The sequence below is a fragment of the Amycolatopsis sp. Poz14 genome (assembly GCF_006704225.1).
GTDB lineage: Bacteria > Actinomycetota > Actinomycetes > Mycobacteriales > Pseudonocardiaceae > Amycolatopsis > Amycolatopsis nivea.
Genome location: NZ_JACLHD010000001.1, coordinates 25754 through 43968 on the forward strand (window position 1 = coordinate 25754; position 18215 = coordinate 43968).

Sequence of the window (18215 nt, forward strand, 5' to 3'; positions counted from 1 at the left end):
AGGCGGGCCCGGGGAGGCAGTGAGGGAGAACTCCCCGAATTCCGCGGCCTCCCTTAGTCGGTTCCCTCGTTTTCGTCGGCGTCGGAGTCGCCCTGTTCGTCACGCTCTGCCATGGCTTCACGGACACGAGTGGCGCTGACTTTGATGTGGCCGCCGGACTTGTAGGGCTTGGCCGAGTCGGGCAGCGCCTTCTGCAAGTCGCTGAACGTCCAGCCGCCGTAGGTGTCGCGGTCGAGATTCGCGAGGCCCTGCAACACTTCCTGCGTACGCATCCGGGCTTCGGTGCCGATGGCCTTCGCGATGTCGGCGAGGTGGTCGACTCGTTCGGCGCGGACTTCGGCCGGTCCGGCAGGCAGCGCGGTCTGCTGCGCCAGTTCCATGGCGCGCTTGGTGATTCGGGCGGCGTCCTTCTCGCCGTTGTAGAAGCTGCGCAGCAAACCGGGCTGTGCGGTGAACCCGCGCTGCATGCAAGTGCCCACGTCGCCGGGGCCTTCGTCGGTCTTGGGCACGAGCCCGACCGCGGAGATGCCCGCTTTGTAAGAGCCGGTACCGAGCACCGCGTCATTGGCCATCTGGTCGCCGATCGCGAAGCACGCCTTGTTGCTGGCCACCGAGGTGATTTTGCGCGGGAGCGCGTCCTTCGACGGTTCTGGCGTCAGGAAAATCAGGGTGATGGCGTACTTCCGCGCGGTGGACATGAGCTTTGAGGCGACCTCGATCGCGACCTTGCCGTCCTTGCCCATGAACAGGTTCTGGCACTCATCGATCACCACGACGCGCGGGCGGAGCCGTGCGTCCTTTTCGGCCAGTTCGCGGGTGACCGCGCGGGAAACGGCGTGTTCCTTGATGGCCTGCCCGCGCACAGTCAGGTCGTCGTACAGCTCGCACAGCAGGTTCAGGCACTTGTCCACGGTTTCCTCACCGGCACCGGTGGTCAGCGAGTTCAGCCGCGGTTTCATCGGGTCGTAGTCGGCGTTTTCGGCCATGACCACGACGTCGATGAGGGTCAGCGGGTCGAGCATCGCGCCCAGCACCAGGTTGATCGCCAGCGTGGACTTGCCGGAGCCCATCATGCCGCCGAACACGTAGTTCGCCTCGAACAGCCGACCGTTCACCACGTCGCCCTTGAGCGTCACCCCAACCGGCACGCCCGCGAAGTAGTCGACCTGCGCATTGTCGAGGTCAGCGAGCAGCGGCCACGGGCCGACAGGACCGGACAGCGCACCGGGCTTGGCCACCCACAGGTCCAGAACGGACGGTTGCGGTTCGGTCGGCCACACCTCGCGCGGATAGCGGACGAGGTTGTGCGCCAACGTGGTCTTGCGCTTGACGATCTCCTCGACCGGGCAGGCCGGAGGCAGCGCAACCTGCGTACGCCAACCCTTGCCGTCGACCACGGGCGGGGTGATGAACTTGATCCGCCACCCCTCCTTAAGCGCGGCCTTGAAGCCCGGGATGTTCAGGTTCTTCAGCGCGTTCAGGATGGTGTTCTCGTCGGGAAGTTCGTCCATCGTGTTGCCCTCGACCTTCGGGGCGAGCCACTGCGGGGTCTCCCCGTGAGTACGGCCGGTCTGGTACAGGTAGCCCAGCCCCAGCACGGTGCCCCCGACCAGGAGGAACACGCCGTAGGTGGTCAGGAACCACACCGTGAACGCGATCGCGTCCAGCACCGCGCCGATCGGCGCGAGCACCTCGGACACATCGCCGTTCTTGACCGCCAGCACCATGCCGATCCCGAGCAGCAGACCGGCTAGGCCCAGCAACCCCACCACCGTGGCCTTGATGACCTTCCCGGGCGCAGAAATCCAGTCCTGGACCCGATCGTGACGACGCTGCTTCTCGGCCACGTCGGCTTCCTGCCAGTACCGCAACGCTTCCTGGTCGCCCGCGGCTTCGGCGGCGCGCATCTGTCGCTCATACCGGTTCGCGCCGTGCGCGTCCCGGTACCGGCGGACCACGATTTTCACGCCGCTGGTCGGGTAGACGATGACGTGGCGGAACGCGGCCTTCGTGCGGTCGTGCTTGGCGACCTTCTTCGCGGTCCGCACAACCACTACTGCGTCATTGCGGTAGCCAGCCCAGCGGGCGAGTGCCTGTTCCTTCTGCGACTTGCGCCGTTCGTACTCCTCGGCCGTCAGCACCTCATCGGCTTCGAGCACTTCGCCGGTCTCGTCGCGGGTCGGCAGGCGGTGCACGGTGGCCAGTTCACCGGCGGCCGGGGTGGGTTTGTTGGCGTCCATGGTGATGTCCTTCCGGCTCACTGGTGGTCTGCCTTGTACTCGTCGCGCAGTTGCCGCGCGGCCTTCGGCGCGCACTTGAGCGCCTTACGGATCGACTCAGCCGACGCGGGATCGATCGACACCTTCGGGTCCTCGATCGCTGCGGCGAACGCCTCGCGAAGCTGAGCGATCGTGCGAGTTTTGGGCGCGGGATGCGTCCGCTTGCGCGGGGTCGATTTCCGCTGGTCGGAGGGTCGATCGAGGGTCGACACGGCCGCGTCGGCGATCGGGTTGTCCTCGGCCGATTCGGTCGGCTGGTCCTGAGTCGCGAGCCACGCACCAATCTCGTCGGCAAGCACCTCGCCGACCGGTGCGGACGGCTCGATGGCACCAGTGAGGACAGAGCCGCGAAGGTGCCGACGGAGGACGTAGCGACCCGGGGTGAAGACCAGCCGCGCCGACCCGTCCGCGCCGATCTCGGCTACCGCGTCGCGCACCGCGACGCGACGGACTTTCGCAACTTTGCGGGCGGCGTCCCGCTCGATCCGAGCGGCGTCGGCGGCAGCGCGGGCGGCGTGGCGTTCCTCCCGCGATCGGCGCGGCGCGGCGACGGCGATTTGGTGCGCGACCACACCAGCGACCGACACGATTCCCATCACCATCGCGGCGTCCCATCCGCGGTGCAGGCCGTGCAGAACGTTTAGCCCGAACCCAACGCCAGCGAACACCCACACGCCGGTCTGCAATGCCCAGACCGGCCGGTCCGGGTGGCGATGGCGCGTCACCTCGACCGCGAGCGCGAACGCCCACATGCCGAGTTCCGACAATGCCGGCAATGCCGCACCGGTCCAGTCGCCGTACGTGTCGCGGCCGTATCCGGCCATCGCGGGAATGGCCATCACAGCGGACACCACGGCGAGCAGATAGATCGGCAGGCGTACACGGTTCGCCGCGAGCCAACCCCGGACCTGAGCCCGGGTCGCCTGGCGGGACGCCTTACGCGCGGCGCGGCGCTGGTCGGCGAGATCCGCGGCCGCCGCCTGGTCCGCGCGGCGTTCTGCCGCTCGGTGCGCGGCGGCGGACAAGGTCCGGTCAAGCTTCGCCGCGGCGTCCTTGCGGGATTGTTCGGCGGCGGCCGCACGGTCTGCGCGCCGGTTCTCTGCCCAGGTGCTCATCACGCACCCTCCTTGTGCTCGTGGTGCCCGGCGGTCAGTGCCGGGACCGGTGCGGGGTCAGCTGCGGCGATCTGTTGCGGCGCGGCGTCAGCTTCCGGCCCGCGACGGCGGGCAGCGATTTCGTGTCCGGCCCACGCGGCAGCGACGACGGCCGAACCGAGTGCGAACCAGCCGGTGAGCAAGGCAGCAAGCACGAGCGGCGCGGCAACGGCGAGCAGTTCGGCGAAGTGCCACACCACCCACTGAATCGCCTGGTCAGTACGGGTGCAGGTGTGTCGAGCGGTCATGACGTTCACCTCCGTTCAGCGGAACAGTTCGCGGCGGTAGCGGCGGGCCTTGCGCAGCAGACGGGTCCACCACAAGGCGCGGCAGGCCATGAGGAATCCGGCCGCGGCGGCCGCGATAACCCACGGGCCGGGGAATGCGAGCGCCAGAGTGATCAGGACTCCGGCGAGCAGGGCCAGTCCGCGCAATGCGGCCTCGGCGTCGTAGATCGCGGCTTCGCAGGTGACTTCGTTCCAGGTCAGGACAACGCGGGGACGCTTACGCATGACGGGCCTCGCTCGTGCTCTCGTGCGGGAAGAACTGGTTGACCGGCCGGTTCGGCGGCCGGGACGCCTGCGCGGTGGCGTAGCGGTCCAGCTCGCCCATGACGCCCTCCAGCACCCGCGCCACCACCACGAGCGGGATGCGAACCAGGTGCAAGACCAGAAACAACAGGACCGTGACCGCGTGCCGGATCAGCGCCAACGTCCCGTACCGGGACAAGACATCGAACGTGCTCACGACTGGTCACCCCCGTTGTTGCGAGCCACCCAGCGGTGGCACCACGCGAGGATGTCCTCGCCGGGCGAAGCCCAGCCGACGGCGGGGTCGGCGTCGAACTCGCGGGCGGCGGCAACGGCCCTGGCCTGGTCGCCGATGCTCAGCGGGAGAGTGTGAGCCGCGTAGAGATCCACGCACACCGGAACCCACCGGTCGAGGCGGAGCTTGACGCCGTCGTCGGCAGCTTCGACCACCGGGCTCACCGCAATGCGGTTGTCGATCATCACCAGCGGGCGCGGCACCTGAACGGTGACGCCGCCCACCTCGACCTCGCAGCTCACGCCGATGATGCCGCCGCGTGCGGTGGTGGCGACGGGCATGAGCTTCAGGTAGCTGGTCATCGGTTCCCCTCCTGGCGGCGGCGTTCGCTGGCGATACGTTCGTTTTCACTGGTGACGTGGTCGTGGATGTCCCACGGGTTCTCCGGTGCCGGGTTCATGCCGCGGCCTCGATCCGGTCGGCATGCTCGTTGTCGAAGCAGTCCCAGCACTGGCGCGTGCTGGTCGGCACGCAGTAGCCCATGACCCGAGTGCAGTCGACGCAGGTGCGGCGGGCTTCCATCGCGTGGTCCATCTGCCCCGGCGCGGCCTGGCGTTTCGGCGCGGCCCGCTCGACCGAGAACAGCTCGCTCACGGTTTCGCGGGCGTAGGGCTTGCGGTGCCGGAACACGAGCAGCGCCAACGGGTCTTGGCCGTTGGGTCGAAGCCCGGCGTCCCGGAGCTGGGTCTTCGTGAGCAGGGTCGAGGGGGCCTCGCCCCACCCGAATACCGGCAGCCCCTCGCGGAAGCCGCGGCACAACGCGATGTGGTGGGTGCGGCCGTCGAACACGCGGGTAACTTCCTGACGGCGGTTGCGAGGGTTCATCGCGCCGTCACCTCCACCGACGGGTCCGCGGCCAGCGCCTCGACCAGGGCCGAATAGGCGGCCGGGGCACGCACGGCGAGGATGCGCAGCGCGGCGCTGACCTGACCGCTGTCGACCGCCGCGCAGTGGGCACGGAACGCCAGCCCTTCCGCCCGTTCGGCGAACGCGGCGAACACCTTGCGGTACAACGGGTATCCGGGGATCGAACGCGGCAGGACGACCAGATGCACGGTCGCGGCGAAGAAAGTCAGGTCTCGCGCGGTGGCCGGGTCAGCGAGCATGTCCGCGATCCGCTCCAGTCCGGACCGGGCGGTGGTGCGGTCGAGAAGACCGGCCATTTCGCGGAGCGCGGGACCGTAGGTGTCAGCCAGCTGCGCGAACTCCGTCGCGATGTCGCCGGTGAACAGAACAGCGGCCGCGCCGCCGTCTGGCGGCTGTGCGCCGCGGTCAGCGCGTTCTACCATCTGAATCTCCCTCGTACGGTCTTGCGGCTGGACGTGGGGACCCGGCGCGGCGTGCGCGTTCTTGGCGGGATGAGCCGCCGCGTCGGGGTGGAAGGTCAGCCGGGCGCACATCACGACGCCAGCCTGTGCAGGTAGTTCTGCAGCGCCATGCCCGCTTCGGCCATCAGCCCTTCCAGGGCGCTGACCTGATCCGGAAGGCCCATGTAGATCTGCATCGCCTTATCGACGTCTGCGGTGATCGCGCCTTCCGTGGCCTCGAACAGCTGGCCGAACATGCCCTGGGTCTCGTTGTAGAACTGGTGCAGCAGCCCCTGAGCCGCGAGGCCCTGGGAGATGACGGCTTGCACCTTGTCGCGAAGCTCCGAAGCGTTGGACATCACGCGGCCTCGCTCTCGATCGCCGAAGCGGTGGGCTGAGCGATGGTCGGCAGCGACCGGAGAACGGACCGGCTGGCACGACGCTGGCGGCGACCCGCGCCGCGCTGATCACGGAAGTCATGCAGGTAGTCGTGCATCGCGGCCAGCTCAGCCGCAGACAGGAACAGTTCGGTCTCTTCGGCCGCGGCGTCGAGCTGGTCGAACGGGTCGAACTCGAACGCGGACCGTTCCTGAACAGCGAGAACGTCGTAGTTCTCGTCCATGCCGTCGTACGCGGCTTCGGCGGCGCGGCGGCTGGTGAAAGCGGACCTCATTGGATCTCCAATCAACGAAAGGTGCAGGTCAGGAGCGGAATCAGATGGACTTGAAGAACGAGGAGACGCTTCCGACCACGTGGCGCACGAAGTGCGCCGACTCCAGCGGCGAAGTGATGACCATGAACAGCACGAACACGAGCAGCCCAGCGCCGAACAACTTCCCTCCGAGACCGGAGCCGCCGAGTTTGAAGCCCTTCGGAAGCGTCTGCTTGGCCATGTCGTCCTCCTAGTTCGAGCGTTTGCCGGTTTGAGAGTTTGTACTCAAACCTGCTGACATGGATCAACGTAGCCGACGGCGCGGGCGGCGCGCAAGAGGGTTTGTGTACAAACCCTCAAACGCCTACGATCGGCGGTATGGAGACACAGCGGACCCCCGCGCGGCAGACGATCGCGCTTCGGATCGCCGACGACCTGCGGATCAAGATTGAGCTGGGCGAACTCCGAGCAGGGGACTCGCTGCCCCCGCTTCACCAGCTCATGGAGGAGTACGACGCATCGCAGACGTCGGCGCGCAACGCAATCGCACTGCTCAAGCAGCAAGGATTGGTAGTGGTGAAGCGCGGCACCCCGCCGAAGGTGCGGCCGAAGCCCAAGAGGGTTGAGCGAAGCTCGGACCGCCACCAGGCGGAGAAGGACATGGTCCGGCAGCCGGAAGACGTCCGCGCTGGCCACGGCCTGGCCGAGGATGACATGGGCGAGTCGATCGACCGATACGACTTCATCCCCAACTACTCGCTCGTACCGGCAGACCTCGACCTGGCCGACGCGTTCGGCGTCCCGGAGGGCACAACCCTCCTGCGACGCGAATACGTTCACCGAGACCGAAAAACCGGCGCACTTGAGGCCAAGTCGCTGTCTTGGCTCTTAAAAGAAGTAATCGACGCAAACCCGAAAATCGCCGACCTCAAAGAAGCAAAATGGCCGGGCGGAACCATGCATCAGCTCTACACGGTCGGAATCGAGATTGACGAAGTAGTCGACCACGTGACTTCCACGATGCCAACAACCGTGGAAATGGAGGAGTGGAACCTAGTCGAGGGAACACCACTCCTCCTGGTCCGGCGGATATCGATCGACACGAATGGTCGAGTTGTCGAAGTAAGTGACGCTCAGTACCCCGCCGATCGGACCATGCTGACCTTCCGCACGCCGCTCAAGCGATGGGACGACAAGTAATGACAAAGCGACTTTCTATCATCACTGCCGCATACGCCCCGCTGTCCGAATACTTCGATGAAACGATTCGGAGTGTAATGAGCCAGGATCTCCCAGAAGGGTGGGAATTTGAATGGCTGATTCAGGAGGATGGCGAATCGCCTGGACTATCAAGCAAGGTGGCCGCCCTGCCGAACGTTCGATATGCGCCAAACCGCGCGCACACCGGCATTGCAGCAACTCGTAATCTCGCGCTGACCAGGGCTACCGGCGACGTCGTGCAGGTACTAGACCATGATGACGTCCTGTTGCCCGACGCGTGGCTGCGGATGCTCCCGCACTTCGAGCGGCCAGATGTGCACTGGGCGGTGGGCCAGGCCGATGACCTGCTGTCTAACGGCGAGCGGCGAGGCTACGAATCGGCTATCGCATTCGGCGAGGTGCCCGCTGGCCTGGTCAATACCTGGGCAATCGACCACGAGGGGAACTGGCCGATCCACTGCGCCGGACTGTACCTGAGGACCGAGCTGGTCCGCGCTTTCGGCGGCTGGGGCGGTGCCCCTGTTGACGATGACATCATCATGTTTGCCGCACTATCCGAAGTGGTCAATGGCTACAACGAAAGCGCCGTTACCTGGCTATACCGCGTACATGATCGGCAGACCTCGAAGAGCGCAACATGGAGGGAACGCAGCAGCGACGGCCGCCGAATTGCACTACAGCGAATCGAGGCTATTCGAGCCGTCGGATTGAAACCTACCGGCGACCTGTCCAACCTTTCACCAAGCAAGACTGTGCATGTCGGCCCGGCAGCAAAGGAAACCATCGGCGGAGCCTGGTGGAAAAATAGCGGTCATTCCTAGAACCGGCGCGGACGGAGCAGCGCCACCACGATTGCCGTTCCGAGCGCGACTAGGACGCTAGAGCCAAAACCCCAACCAACGCTCATGCCCACGACGAACGCAGCCAGCGCGCACAGAAGTGGGAGTATCCAGCGGCGACGTGGTCGAACTTGCTCGACAACGACGTATTCGGTTGGTCGACGGAACATTTCGTGTTTCCCCTCTTGCACGAGTACAAGCCCAAGTTGCACATTAGACGAGTTCGCACAGGTTGGGGAGGGATTCGAGGATGACGGGGCGACCAGAGGGCACCTCGGGCGGCTATAACGACCGAGGGCCGGACGACTATGACCAGGACGCATGGCAGGAGTTCACGCCGTGGCGGCCGGGCGATCCGACCACCAGGGGCGAAGCGCCAGCGAGTTACGCGGTCGGATTCGAGAGCGCAGGGCTCTACCGGCCGTCAGAGGACGAGAATGCCGGCCGGACGCACCCGGTTGACCGGGAACCGCCAGGCCAGCCGTCCAACGATCGGCCTCGGTCACGATGGTGGACAGAAGACCAGCCGGTGCGGCTCGATCGCGGCGACCGCGTGACCAGCCGGTCCGCGGTTGGCGGCGCGGTGTTCTCCCACGTTCCGGCCGGTACCGAAGGGCGCGTAACGGGCACTCGGTCCGGGCTCTTCGGCGGCGACTTCGCCACAGTCGAGTTCGCGAACGGCTACGTGGAGGAAGTACCCGCGTCGGAACTCAACCGCGAGACGGGCTGGTTCTGAGCCGCCCGCGCGCCCTATTTCATCCCAAGCGGGGGCGAAAAACTGCTCCGGTGCAGGTCAGAGGGGGTGCAGCCTCTCGTCTGTAAATCAGACGGCTCAGCCTTCGGGGGTTCGAATCCCTCACCTGCCACACCAGCCAAATCACCCCCGTGACCAGCACGAACCGGTCACGGGGGTGATTTCGTGCTGCATGGTCGAGCGCATCTGATTCCGGTTGGGCGTGCATTGGCCGCGGCGCACGGCGGCGCGGAAGTCACCGCGAGCCTTCGCGACGCGTACGGCTTCCGCTCAATGGCCCCGCTGGGCCGTGTGCATCAAATCCCAGTGCCCGACGCCGCGACGGTGCAGGACGGGCTCTGTACCGGGCACACGAACGCGTCGTAGGGCGCGGTGCATGAGTCAAGCAACTGCCGATGATCGGACCAGTCATGGCGACACCATCGCGCGACGCACAGCGCGGTCACCTGGCTCGCACCTGCATCATGCAGCGCAACCGCAGCCGATTGGACGGTTCCTCCGGTCGTCCAGGTATCGTCGACCAGGAGGATTCTCTTGCCCGCAACCCTGTCAAGGGCAGATTCAGGAACTGAAAACCTGTCTGGCACGATCGTGCGCTTAGGCGCATCAATACCCACGCCTAGATGCAGCCTGAACCTGTTCTTGGATCCATTGCACAAGGCGACGTTGCGAGCAAGTTCCGCGACCGGATGCTCCGGACCCGGCCGACTTTTCGACGGGACGAAAGTGACCGAATCCCAGGCCTCCCCGGAACCCTGCCCCGCAATACACCGCCAATGTATGTAAGTCGCGGCAAGAATCATCATCGCGAGGTCTTCGGCACATTTTTCCGCTGGCGGAATCGATTTGTACTCTCGCACATGGTGAGCCGATTGATGTAATCCAGGCGCATAGCCTCGCGCGTACGCAAGGATCGCCACCTGATTGGCGAGCCTGTCGCCGAACTCATCTCGATGCCCCGCACATTTACCGCAGACTACCTCCGTGGCCGGTCCGGCACAGACCTGACATGCGACGCCCGGATCCTTGCGAACGTTATGAAAGAAGCCGCCCACGCGACGCGTGAGGGCCGCGCGAAGCCTCTCCGCAACAGGATCAGCCGGACTCATCGAACGATGAGCTCCCTAAACTGACTAAGCTCATCGCCCGCAGATGCGGCATCCATCGCCATACTGACCGCTTCATGCTCACTTGTCGCATGAAATACACCAGGCTGGTCAAGCAAGGCGATTCCCCACTTAGTCGCATCGAGCACAGAACTAGTCAGGATAACCGGACGACCGTGAGCCACCGCAACCCGAGCTTGAATGCGCGCCCCACTGTGCTCTCCAGCTTCGACGACGATAGTGGCCATTCCATACGCGCTCATTGTTGCGTTACGCATGGGGAATGTTTGCTTACTGGGCGGAGCATCCGGCCAAAACTGCGATAGAATCAGGCCGTCGCTGTCAATAATTCTCTGCCGAAGCTCAGCGTTCTCCGCCGGATAGACTTTCCGGATCCCGGTGCCCACGACCGCGACCGTGCGCCCGCCAGCTTCCAGGGTCGATTCGTGCGCGGCAGAGTCGATGCCCCTGGCCAGGCCGCTCAGGACCGATACTCCTCGCCGCGACAGCTCGGCGGCAACGTTCCGCGCAAACGCAAGCCCCCGAACAGACGCGTTTCGCGAGCCTACGACCGATATGCCACGGTCGTAGGCTCGGAGCGCACCCTGCGCGAACAGGACCGGCGGAAGCTGGTGAACCTCTCGAAGCTGGGCGGGGTACCGCTCATCCTTGAAGGTCATGAACTCGAAGTCGGCGTTCCGCCATCGCCGGACGTCCGCGCGAGCGGCATCCAACAGCTCCTCGGGACTTGACCCCCGTCCGGCCATGCTAAACAGACCGGCGGGGTAGAACTCGTCCCAGAGCCGCATGGCACTCCCGCACTCAGCAACTCGCGCCGTGATATGCGACCAGCTCAGACCATCCGGGCGCGCGCGAAGCAACGCAACCAGGGCGCTCCGCTCCTCGTCGTCCCACTCGTCCATGGCGGCCAGCTTAAAGCCATGCGCTCCGTTCACCTCGCCCCTCGCTCCCCTGATGCGTCACCCTGAGACTGAAATCTCGATTCTATCGAACATATGAGCGAAGAGAGTATCGGGAGAGCGGCAATTACACGGTCGGGGGCCAAGTCCGCCTGATCCTGACAAAGTAACCGCCCCATCGCTCCGCGGCCGCACACTCAACAACCCCACAGGTCAAAGCAAGCTTTCCGCTGGCCAACAGAGCAGACAACTCAGCCGTCCCGGGTTCGGATCCCGCACTGCCACACCGCCAGAACGGCCCCGGTGCCGAGTCACGCGGCTGTTCTCGACTGCTCGTCAATTTACGACCCTGCCACAAGCCCGGACTTGACCCTCCTGCGACAGGAGGCTCCACCCTCTCCCCATGAACGAATTTCGCGGCCCGGTTCCCACCCCCGCCTACGACGCGGTGTCTCCGGGCAACTATCTCGGCTTCTACGGGATGCCGATGTTCCCCAACGTGCCCACCGCCGACCTCGATGCCTCCACGGACTTCTGGCTTCGCGGGCTCGGCTTCGACAACCTGTTCACCTTGCCCGGCCAGATCGTGCATCTGCGGCGCTGGGCGTTTCAGGACGTCCTGCTCAAGCCCGGGACCCCAGCGACCCCGAGTGAAGTCAGCATCAGTTTCTCCTGCGTGCTCAGCGAACTCGACGAAATCGCCAAGCGGTGTGAGGAAATCACGCCGGGGTGCACTAGCGGGCCGGAGTTGATGCCGTGGAACTCGCGGGAGTTGACGGTCGTCACGCCGGAGGGCACGAGGGTCGTGATGACCGCGGCGGAGCCGATCGATCCGGACGGGCCGGTCGCGGAGGGGATGCGTGCTGTGGGGATCGACGTGCCACGGCCGTGAGCTGCGACACTGAGGTCGTGACCGAGCAAGACGGCCTCACTGTCGGACGCACGGCGACGCTGGTCGGCGTGAGTGTCAAAACCCTGCATCACTGGGACGCCGTCGCCCTGGTGCGTCCGAGCGGGCGCACCAGGGCCGGCTACCGGGTGTACTCCGCCGAGGACATCGCGCGGTTGCATCGGGTGCTCGTGTACCGCGAGCTCGGCTTTCCGCTGTCCGAGATCGGGCGGCTGCTGGACGATCCGACCGCCGACGCGCACGCGCATCTGACTCGGCAGCGGCGCGAGCTGCGCGACCGGATCGCGCGGTTGGAGCACATGGCGTCCGCGGTGGACCGGATGGCGGCGGCGACCCGGGGCGGGATGCAGTTGACGGCGGAGCAGCAGGTCGAGATCTTCGGGTCCGAGTGGGATCCGGAGTGGGTCGACGAGGCCGCGGAGCGCTGGGGCGACACGCGGCAGTGGGCGGAGTACCGCGAGCGGACCACCGAACTGACCCCGCAGGACTGGCAGGAGGCCGCGGCCGAGCACGAGACGCTCCACGCGGACCTGGCGGCGGCGCGGCGGGCCGGGGTAGAGCCTGGGTCGGCGGAGGCGAACACGCTCGCGGAGCGGCATCGGGCGACCTTGTCGCGGTACTTCGACTGCACGCATTCGATGCAGGTGTGTCTCGGGCGGAAGTTCGTGGAGGAAGCCGGATACACGGAGTACTACGACGCGTTGGCGCCTGGTCTCGCGGGCTGGCTGCGCGACGTGATCTTCGCCAACGCGATCGTGCACGGGGTGGATCCGGCTACCGCGGAATGGGAGTAACGCGGGTCAGCGGCCGCGGGCCATCTCCTCGAGCCGCCGGATCCGGTCCTCGATCGGCGGGTGCGTCGAGAACATCTTGCTCAGCCCGGCCCCGGGCCGGAACGGGTTCGCGATCATCAGATGCGACTGCGAAACCACCGCCGGTTCGGGGGCGAGCGGCGCGGCCCGGGTCCCCCGCTCCAGCTTCCGCAACGCCGAGGCCAGCGCCAGCGGATCACCGGTCAGCTCAGCCCCGGAAGCATCCGCCTGGTACTCCCGCGACCGGCTCACCGCCATCTTCACCACCCCGGCCGCGATCGGGCCGATCAAGACCAGCAGCAGCGACATGAACGGGTTGCCCTCGCGGTCGTTCCCGCCGAAGAAGAACGCGATGTTCGCCAGCACGCTGACCACACTCGCCAGCGCCCCGGCGACGCACGAGATCAGGATGTCCCGGTTGTACACATGCGACAACTCGTGCCCGAGCACCGCACGCAACTCACGCTCGTCGAGCAGCTCCAGGATCCCAGTGGTGCAGCACACAGCCGCGTGCTGCGGGTTGCGCCCGGTCGCGAAGGCGTTGGGCGCCGCGGTGGGGCTCACGTACAGCGAGGGCATCGGCTGCCGCGCGGACGTCGCCAGCTCCCGCACGATCCGGTACATCGCGGGCTGCTCGACCTCCGACACCGGCCGCGCGTGCATCGCGCGCAGGGCCATTTTCTCGGAGTTGAAGTAGGCGTAGGCGTTCATCCCCAGCGCCACGACCAGGCCGATCACCAGGGCTCCGCGGCCGAACAATCCGCTGATCCCGACGATGATCGCGGAGAGCAGACCGAGCAGCATCGCCGTCTTCAGTCCGTTGTGGTGCTTGTGCACGCGCGCTTGCCTCCGTCCGCTCTGGCAGGTGCCGCAAGGTGGGTTACTCACTGGAAACAACGCGATCGGGGGACGCGAAGTTCCTTCAGCCGATCCTCGTCCGGGTTAGGGTCGGCGGGCAACCCAACCGACCGGGGCAGGTGAGCGATGCGCGGTTCCCAGTGGTCCCGGAGAGGGCTGTTCGGCCTGGTCAGCGCGGGTGCGGCGGCGCTCCTCGGCGGTACCGCGGGGGCGTCCGGGCGGGTCACCAGCGTGCAGGTCGGCGGGACGCTTGCGGCGCTCGCGGTGAGTCCGGTCACCGGGCTGGTGTACGCCGCCGACCAGGCGTCCGGCATGGTCGTCGTCCTCGATCCGGACGCGGCACGGGTCGTGGCCGCGCTCGCGGTGGGCGGGGAACCGAGCGATGTGGCGGTGGACACCGAGCGGATCTACGTCACCAATCCGGCCGGCGGCACAGTGCTCGCCTTCGACAGCCAGACGCACCGGTTCCTGAGCGCCGTCAGCGCGGGGGCGGGTGCGTCGGCGCTCGCGATCGATCCGCAGGCCAACCTCGTGTACGCGGTGAGCGGCAAGACCGGCACGTTCGCGGTGCTCGACAGCATCAGTCTCACTCAGCAGGACCTGCTGCCAGCGCCGAAGCCGGGCCTCGCCGGGATCGCGCTCGACCGCGGCCGACGGCGCGCCTACTGCACCAGCCCGAACACGAACTCGGTCGAAATCTGCGACCTGGACGCGGGCACGTTCACCGCGAGCGTTCCGGTGGGTGCTTCTCCTACCGGGATCGACGTCCACGAACTGAGCGGATCGGTGTTCGTGGCGAACTCGGCGATCCACCATATGTCCATTGTGGACGGCTCGGCGCGGGCGCAGGTGAAGACGGTGCTGCTGCGCAGTGAAGCTTCGTCGCTCGCGGTGCATCAGGCCAGCGATGTCGTGTACACCAACGGCGGGCAAAATGGACTGTCCCGCGTGGACGGACAAACCGGGACCCTGAACGGCGAACTGAGTCTCGGGGTGAACCCGGGCGCCGTGGCGGTGGATCAGCGCACGCACACGGTGTACGTGACCGATCCGCTGCACGGCACGGTCAACGTGGTGCGCGATTTCTGACTGCGCACATGAAGTTACTCCAGGTATACGGTGTCGGGTATGGAACTTGGCCTCCAGGTGCCCGACTTCACGCTGCCGGGAGGGACCGCCGCGCTCGGCGGCGAACTCGCCGAGGCGGTGCGGGCGGCGGACGACGCCGGGTTCGCGTATCTCGCGGTGATGGACCACTTCTTCCAGATTCCCAGCGTTGGTCCGAGCGATCACCCCATGCTTGAGGCGTACACGACGCTCGGCTACTTCGCCGCGCACACCCGGCGCGCGAAACTGTTCACCTACGTCACTGGCGCGATTTACCGGCATCCCGGCCTGCTCGCGAAGGCGGTCACCACGCTCGACGTGCTGTCCGGCGGGCGGGCCATGCTCGGCATCGGGGCCGGGTGGAACGAGGAAGAAGCCCGGGGTCTCGGCTTCCCGTTTCCGTCCACCTCGGAACGGTTCGAGCTGCTCGAAGAGAACCTGCAGTATGTCCGGCAAATGTGGGATGCGGACGAAAAACCGTTCTCCAGCAAGCATTTCACCGCCGAACGACTGCTCAGCAGTCCGCAGCCGCCGCACCGGCCGCCGATCATGGTCGGCGGCGGGGGCGAGAAGAAGACGCTGCGGCTCGTCGCGAAGTACGGCGACTTCTGCAACATCGGCAACGGCCCGGATCTCGAACGGAAGCTCGACGTGCTCAAGCGGCACTGCGAAACCGAGGGCCGCGACTACGCCGAGATCGCCAAGACCGTTTACCACTACCTGGACATCGGTCCGTCCGGGGAGAAAACCGGCGAATTTCTCGCCGAGGCGCAGCGGCTGCACCGGCTCGGCGTGCACGCCGTGATCGGCCCGCTGCCCGGCGGCCTGGGTCGGGACCGGATCGAGATTTTCGCGCAAGACATCATTCCGGCGGTTAAGGAGTTGGCATGAAACTCGGGTTGCACCTGGCTCAGCAGACCTGGCCGAACGGCCCGGCGGCGCTCGGCGCGGACCTGGCGCGGGTGGCCCGGACGGCGGACGAGGCCGGGTTCGAATACCTGTCGGTGATGGACCATTTCTTCCAGATTTCGAGCTACGGCCCGCCCGAGCACGAAATGCTGGAAGCCTGGACCACGCTCGGCTTCCTGGCCGCGCACACCGAGCGCGTCAAGCTGCTCACGCTCGTCACCGGCGTCATCTACCGCCACCCCGGGCTGCTCGCGAAGGCGGCGACGACGCTCGACGTGCTGTCCGGCGGGCGGGCGATCCTCGGCATCGGGGCAGGCTGGAACGAGGAGGAATCCCGCGCGCTCGGGTTCCGATTCCCGCCGATGAAGGAGCGGTTCGAACAGCTCGAGGACGCGCTCCGGTACGTCCACCAGATGTGGTCGGACAGCGACGAACCGTTCACCGGAACGCATTTCAGCGGTGAGCGGCTGCTCAACAGCCCGCAGCCGATCCAGCGTCCGCATCCGCCGATCATGATCGGGGGCAGCGGCGAGAAGAAGACCCTGCGGTTCGTCGCGCAATACGGCGACATCTGCAATCTGCTGCCCAACGCGGACCTTCCGCGCAAACTGGAAGTCCTGAAGCAGCATTGCGAGGACGTCGGCCGCGACTACTCCGAGATCACGAAAACCGCTTCGCTGCGGCTCGACACCGGCGAAAACGGCGAGAAAACCGGGGAACTGCTGGACGAACTCGGCCGGCTGTCGGAGCTCGGGTTCACCGTCGCGACCGGCTGGGCGCACGGCGTGCCGGACCCGGCGGTGCTCGAACGGTTCGCCACCGAAGTGATCCCGGCGGCGGAAAAACTGTGATCCGGCGGTGCCGGGTGGCCGTCGCGTCGCCCGGCACCCGCTCCGCCGGACAGCCGGAAAACTGATAACCGTAACGAAATCAGGGCGCAGCAACGACATCTCGGACGACCGCTCGGCGCATCCAGGGAGAAACCAATGCCCGCCAGCAGACCGTCCCGTCCTGTTCTGCACACCGGAGAGCGTGTGCGAGTGCGCAGTGCCGAGGAAATCCTCGCGACCCTGGACCAGAACGGCACGATCGACGGACTTCCGCTGATGCCGGAAACACTGCGGTTCGCCGGGCGGGAGCTGCCAGTGCACCTGAGCGCGCACAAAACCTGCGACACCATCAACCACAAGGGCACCAGCCGTCGCATGGACCGTGCGGTGCACCTCGCGGGTGCGCGGTGCGACGGCCAAGCGCACGGCGGCTGCCAGGCCGGATGCCAGCTGTTCTTCAAGGAAGAGTGGCTCGAACGGCTCGACGGCAGCCCCATCCGTCCGGAACGGCCCCGCACCGGAACCATTCCGCTGCCGCTCGAGGTCGTCGAATCCGGCACCCGGGCCGGCACTGACGCCGACGGCGAACCGCTCTACCGCTGCCAGGCCACCGAACTCGTGCGTGCGACGTCGTACCTGCCCGTGCAGGATTGGCGACAGTACGTCGACGACGTGCGGACCGGGAACGTGCCGCTCGGCTCGACTCTCCGAAGCCTGGCGATCTCCGCGTTCAACAACTTCCAGAAACTGTGCCGCAAACTCCCGCCGCGGCTGCGGATCCGCGGCGGCTCGTACTACCCGTTCTACCGCGGCACCGGGGCGGCGAAACAGGCACCCGCCGACCTCGACCTCCAGCCGGGCGAACTGGTCGAGGTCAAGAGCAAGGACGAAATCATGGCGGCCCTCGGCCCGAACAACCGCAACCGCGGCCTGTGGTTCGACGCGGAGATGCTGCCGTACGCGGGCCGCCGAGGCAGAGTGCTCGGGAAGGTCGAGAAGATCGTCGACGAGGTCACCGGCAAGATGCTGAAGCTGCGCGATTGCGTGGTCATCGACCAGGTCAACTGCGCCGGGCAGTTCAACCGGTACTGCCCGCGCTCGGACTACATCTACTGGCGCGAGGCGTGGCTGCGGCGAGTGCCGGAAAAGAGCCGGACAGCTGACAGCTCGGACAGCGCGAAGGTGTGACCGCCCGACCGGTCCCTGCTAGTTGACCGGGAGCCGCGACGAGTTCGGCGGCGCGGAGTCGAGCAACCGGCGAACCGCCCTCCTGCGATGTGCGTACCACCAGGCACCCAGCCAGCTGACCACGACCAGCAATCCGATCACGGCGCGAAAACGGTTGACGTGGTGCGGGTCGTAGAGCACGCCTGCGAGATAGGTCTCTACGAAGCCTTGGGTGTAGGGCAGCAGGCCGCCGGCCTGGCGCAGCCCGTTTTCCGCTTCGGTAAGCGGGCAGGCGAGCGGAAAAATCGAACTGACAATCGCCCACGCCACCAGCGGAATGTGCGCGAACAACGCACCCGGCCATTTCCACGCCGCGAATCCACCGAAAATCAGGTAGCCGAGCACTAAGAAGTGCACGCCCAGCAGGATGTAAGCCAGCAGCTGTGCGGCCAAGGGTTTCCTCCCTCCGCTCACCGGGTTGCCCCCGGTTCTCCACTCCATTGCCGAGACTCGGCAACGGGCAGGCGACATTCGGGAAATCGCACCGGGGACACGGATCGTTTCC

At 66.4% G+C, this 18215-nt stretch carries 24 protein-coding genes; 9 read left to right on the forward strand and 15 right to left on the reverse strand.

The annotated features are described in order from the left end of the window. Window positions 1-53: 53 nt before the first annotated feature. The 11 genes from FKO37_RS00160 to FKO37_RS00210 form a co-directional block, all read right to left on the reverse strand. A complete protein-coding gene (locus tag FKO37_RS00160; protein WP_238603407.1) occupies window positions 54-2240 on the reverse strand; it encodes a hypothetical protein in 2187 nt (728 codons plus the stop codon). A gap of 17 nt (window positions 2241-2257) precedes the next feature. Further along, window positions 2258-3394, reverse strand: coding sequence for a hypothetical protein (locus FKO37_RS00165; protein WP_238603408.1), 1137 nt, complete (start codon window positions 3392-3394; stop codon window positions 2258-2260). Then, window positions 3394-3681, reverse strand: a complete 288-nt coding sequence (locus FKO37_RS00170) for a hypothetical protein (RefSeq protein WP_238603409.1) — start codon at window positions 3679-3681, stop codon at window positions 3394-3396. The genes FKO37_RS00165 and FKO37_RS00170 overlap by 1 nt, the downstream gene beginning before the upstream one ends. 15 nt (window positions 3682-3696) lie before the next feature. Continuing rightward, window positions 3697-3945 carry a hypothetical protein gene (locus tag FKO37_RS00175; protein WP_238603410.1) on the reverse strand — a complete coding sequence of 83 codons (249 nt, stop codon included), beginning with the start codon at window positions 3943-3945 and terminating at the stop codon, window positions 3697-3699. Continuing rightward, window positions 3938-4180 carry a hypothetical protein gene (locus FKO37_RS00180; RefSeq protein WP_238603411.1) on the reverse strand — a complete coding sequence of 81 codons (243 nt, stop codon included), beginning with the start codon at window positions 4178-4180 and terminating at the stop codon, window positions 3938-3940. The genes FKO37_RS00175 and FKO37_RS00180 overlap by 8 nt, the downstream gene beginning before the upstream one ends. Continuing rightward, the gene (locus FKO37_RS00185) at window positions 4177-4560 is read right to left on the reverse strand and encodes a hypothetical protein (RefSeq protein ID WP_238603412.1); all 384 of its coding nucleotides are present in this window, start codon (window positions 4558-4560) and stop codon (window positions 4177-4179) included. The genes FKO37_RS00180 and FKO37_RS00185 overlap by 4 nt, the downstream gene beginning before the upstream one ends. A gap of 94 nt (window positions 4561-4654) precedes the next feature. Continuing rightward, entirely contained in the window at window positions 4655-5083 is a 429-nt protein-coding gene (locus tag FKO37_RS00190; RefSeq protein ID WP_238603413.1) for an RRQRL motif-containing zinc-binding protein, read from the reverse strand. Continuing rightward, the gene (locus FKO37_RS00195) at window positions 5080-5547 is read right to left on the reverse strand and encodes a hypothetical protein (protein WP_238603414.1); all 468 of its coding nucleotides are present in this window, start codon (window positions 5545-5547) and stop codon (window positions 5080-5082) included. The genes FKO37_RS00190 and FKO37_RS00195 overlap by 4 nt, the downstream gene beginning before the upstream one ends. 110 nt (window positions 5548-5657) lie before the next feature. Further along, window positions 5658-5924, reverse strand: a complete 267-nt coding sequence (locus FKO37_RS00200; protein WP_238603415.1) for a hypothetical protein — start codon at window positions 5922-5924, stop codon at window positions 5658-5660. After that, entirely contained in the window at window positions 5924-6238 is a 315-nt protein-coding gene (locus tag FKO37_RS00205) for a hypothetical protein (RefSeq protein WP_238603416.1), read from the reverse strand. Before FKO37_RS00205 ends, FKO37_RS00200 begins: the two co-directional genes overlap by 1 nt. A gap of 40 nt (window positions 6239-6278) precedes the next feature. Beyond that, the gene (locus tag FKO37_RS00210; protein ID WP_238603417.1) at window positions 6279-6458 is read right to left on the reverse strand and encodes a hypothetical protein; all 180 of its coding nucleotides are present in this window, start codon (window positions 6456-6458) and stop codon (window positions 6279-6281) included. 137 nt (window positions 6459-6595) lie between these two features. Between FKO37_RS00210 and FKO37_RS00215 the strand changes: the two genes are divergently transcribed. The 3 genes from FKO37_RS00215 (at window position 6596) to FKO37_RS00225 (ending at window position 9013) form a co-directional block, all read left to right on the forward strand. Beyond that, window positions 6596-7417, forward strand: a complete 822-nt coding sequence (locus FKO37_RS00215) for a GntR family transcriptional regulator (protein ID WP_238603418.1) — start codon at window positions 6596-6598, stop codon at window positions 7415-7417. Continuing rightward, complete coding sequence (locus FKO37_RS00220; protein WP_238603419.1) at window positions 7417-8259, forward strand: glycosyltransferase family A protein; 843 nt, start codon at window positions 7417-7419, stop codon at window positions 8257-8259. Before FKO37_RS00215 ends, FKO37_RS00220 begins: the two co-directional genes overlap by 1 nt. A gap of 547 nt (window positions 8260-8806) precedes the next feature. After that, entirely contained in the window at window positions 8807-9013 is a 207-nt protein-coding gene (locus FKO37_RS00225) for a hypothetical protein (protein ID WP_238603420.1), read from the forward strand. 314 nt (window positions 9014-9327) lie between these two features. Here the strand turns inward: FKO37_RS00225 and FKO37_RS47455 are convergent, their stop codons facing one another. Further along, a complete protein-coding gene (locus tag FKO37_RS47455) occupies window positions 9328-10140 on the reverse strand; it encodes a ComF family protein (RefSeq protein WP_167754348.1) in 813 nt (270 codons plus the stop codon). Next, window positions 10137-11060 (reverse strand): DNA-processing protein DprA, encoded by a 924-nt coding sequence (locus FKO37_RS00235; RefSeq protein WP_037816320.1) that lies wholly within the window; start codon window positions 11058-11060, stop codon window positions 10137-10139. The genes FKO37_RS47455 and FKO37_RS00235 overlap by 4 nt, the downstream gene beginning before the upstream one ends. 400 nt (window positions 11061-11460) lie before the next feature. On the opposite strand from FKO37_RS00235, the gene FKO37_RS00240 reads away from it, so the two are divergent. Together FKO37_RS00240 and FKO37_RS47460 are read left to right on the forward strand one after the other, a co-directional pair. Continuing rightward, complete coding sequence (locus FKO37_RS00240; RefSeq protein ID WP_238603421.1) at window positions 11461-11949, forward strand: VOC family protein; 489 nt, start codon at window positions 11461-11463, stop codon at window positions 11947-11949. A 17-nt stretch (window positions 11950-11966) separates the two neighbouring features. Continuing rightward, a complete protein-coding gene (locus FKO37_RS47460; protein WP_037816472.1) occupies window positions 11967-12761 on the forward strand; it encodes a MerR family transcriptional regulator in 795 nt (264 codons plus the stop codon). 6 nt (window positions 12762-12767) lie between these two features. Here the strand turns inward: FKO37_RS47460 and htpX are convergent, their stop codons facing one another. Next, complete coding sequence (gene htpX, locus FKO37_RS00250) at window positions 12768-13616, reverse strand: zinc metalloprotease HtpX (RefSeq protein ID WP_182890326.1); 849 nt, start codon at window positions 13614-13616, stop codon at window positions 12768-12770. A gap of 147 nt (window positions 13617-13763) precedes the next feature. Between htpX and FKO37_RS00255 the strand changes: the two genes are divergently transcribed. The 4 genes from FKO37_RS00255 to FKO37_RS00270 all read left to right on the forward strand — a co-directional run bounded on the left by FKO37_RS00255 (window position 13764) and on the right by FKO37_RS00270 (window position 17671). Beyond that, window positions 13764-14726 (forward strand): YncE family protein, encoded by a 963-nt coding sequence (locus FKO37_RS00255; RefSeq protein WP_238603422.1) that lies wholly within the window; start codon window positions 13764-13766, stop codon window positions 14724-14726. A 39-nt stretch (window positions 14727-14765) separates the two neighbouring features. After that, a complete protein-coding gene (locus FKO37_RS00260) occupies window positions 14766-15635 on the forward strand; it encodes an LLM class F420-dependent oxidoreductase (protein WP_238603423.1) in 870 nt (289 codons plus the stop codon). Beyond that, a complete protein-coding gene (locus tag FKO37_RS00265) occupies window positions 15632-16504 on the forward strand; it encodes an LLM class F420-dependent oxidoreductase (RefSeq protein WP_037816326.1) in 873 nt (290 codons plus the stop codon). The genes FKO37_RS00260 and FKO37_RS00265 overlap by 4 nt, the downstream gene beginning before the upstream one ends. Before the next feature lie 189 nt (window positions 16505-16693). Further along, window positions 16694-17671, forward strand: coding sequence for a hypothetical protein (locus FKO37_RS00270; protein ID WP_238603424.1), 978 nt, complete (start codon window positions 16694-16696; stop codon window positions 17669-17671). 18 nt (window positions 17672-17689) lie between these two features. Here FKO37_RS00270 and FKO37_RS00275 read toward each other — a convergent pair whose 3' ends face one another. Beyond that, the gene (locus tag FKO37_RS00275; protein ID WP_238603425.1) at window positions 17690-18103 is read right to left on the reverse strand and encodes a DUF2784 domain-containing protein; all 414 of its coding nucleotides are present in this window, start codon (window positions 18101-18103) and stop codon (window positions 17690-17692) included. Window positions 18104-18215: the final 112 nt, after the last annotated feature.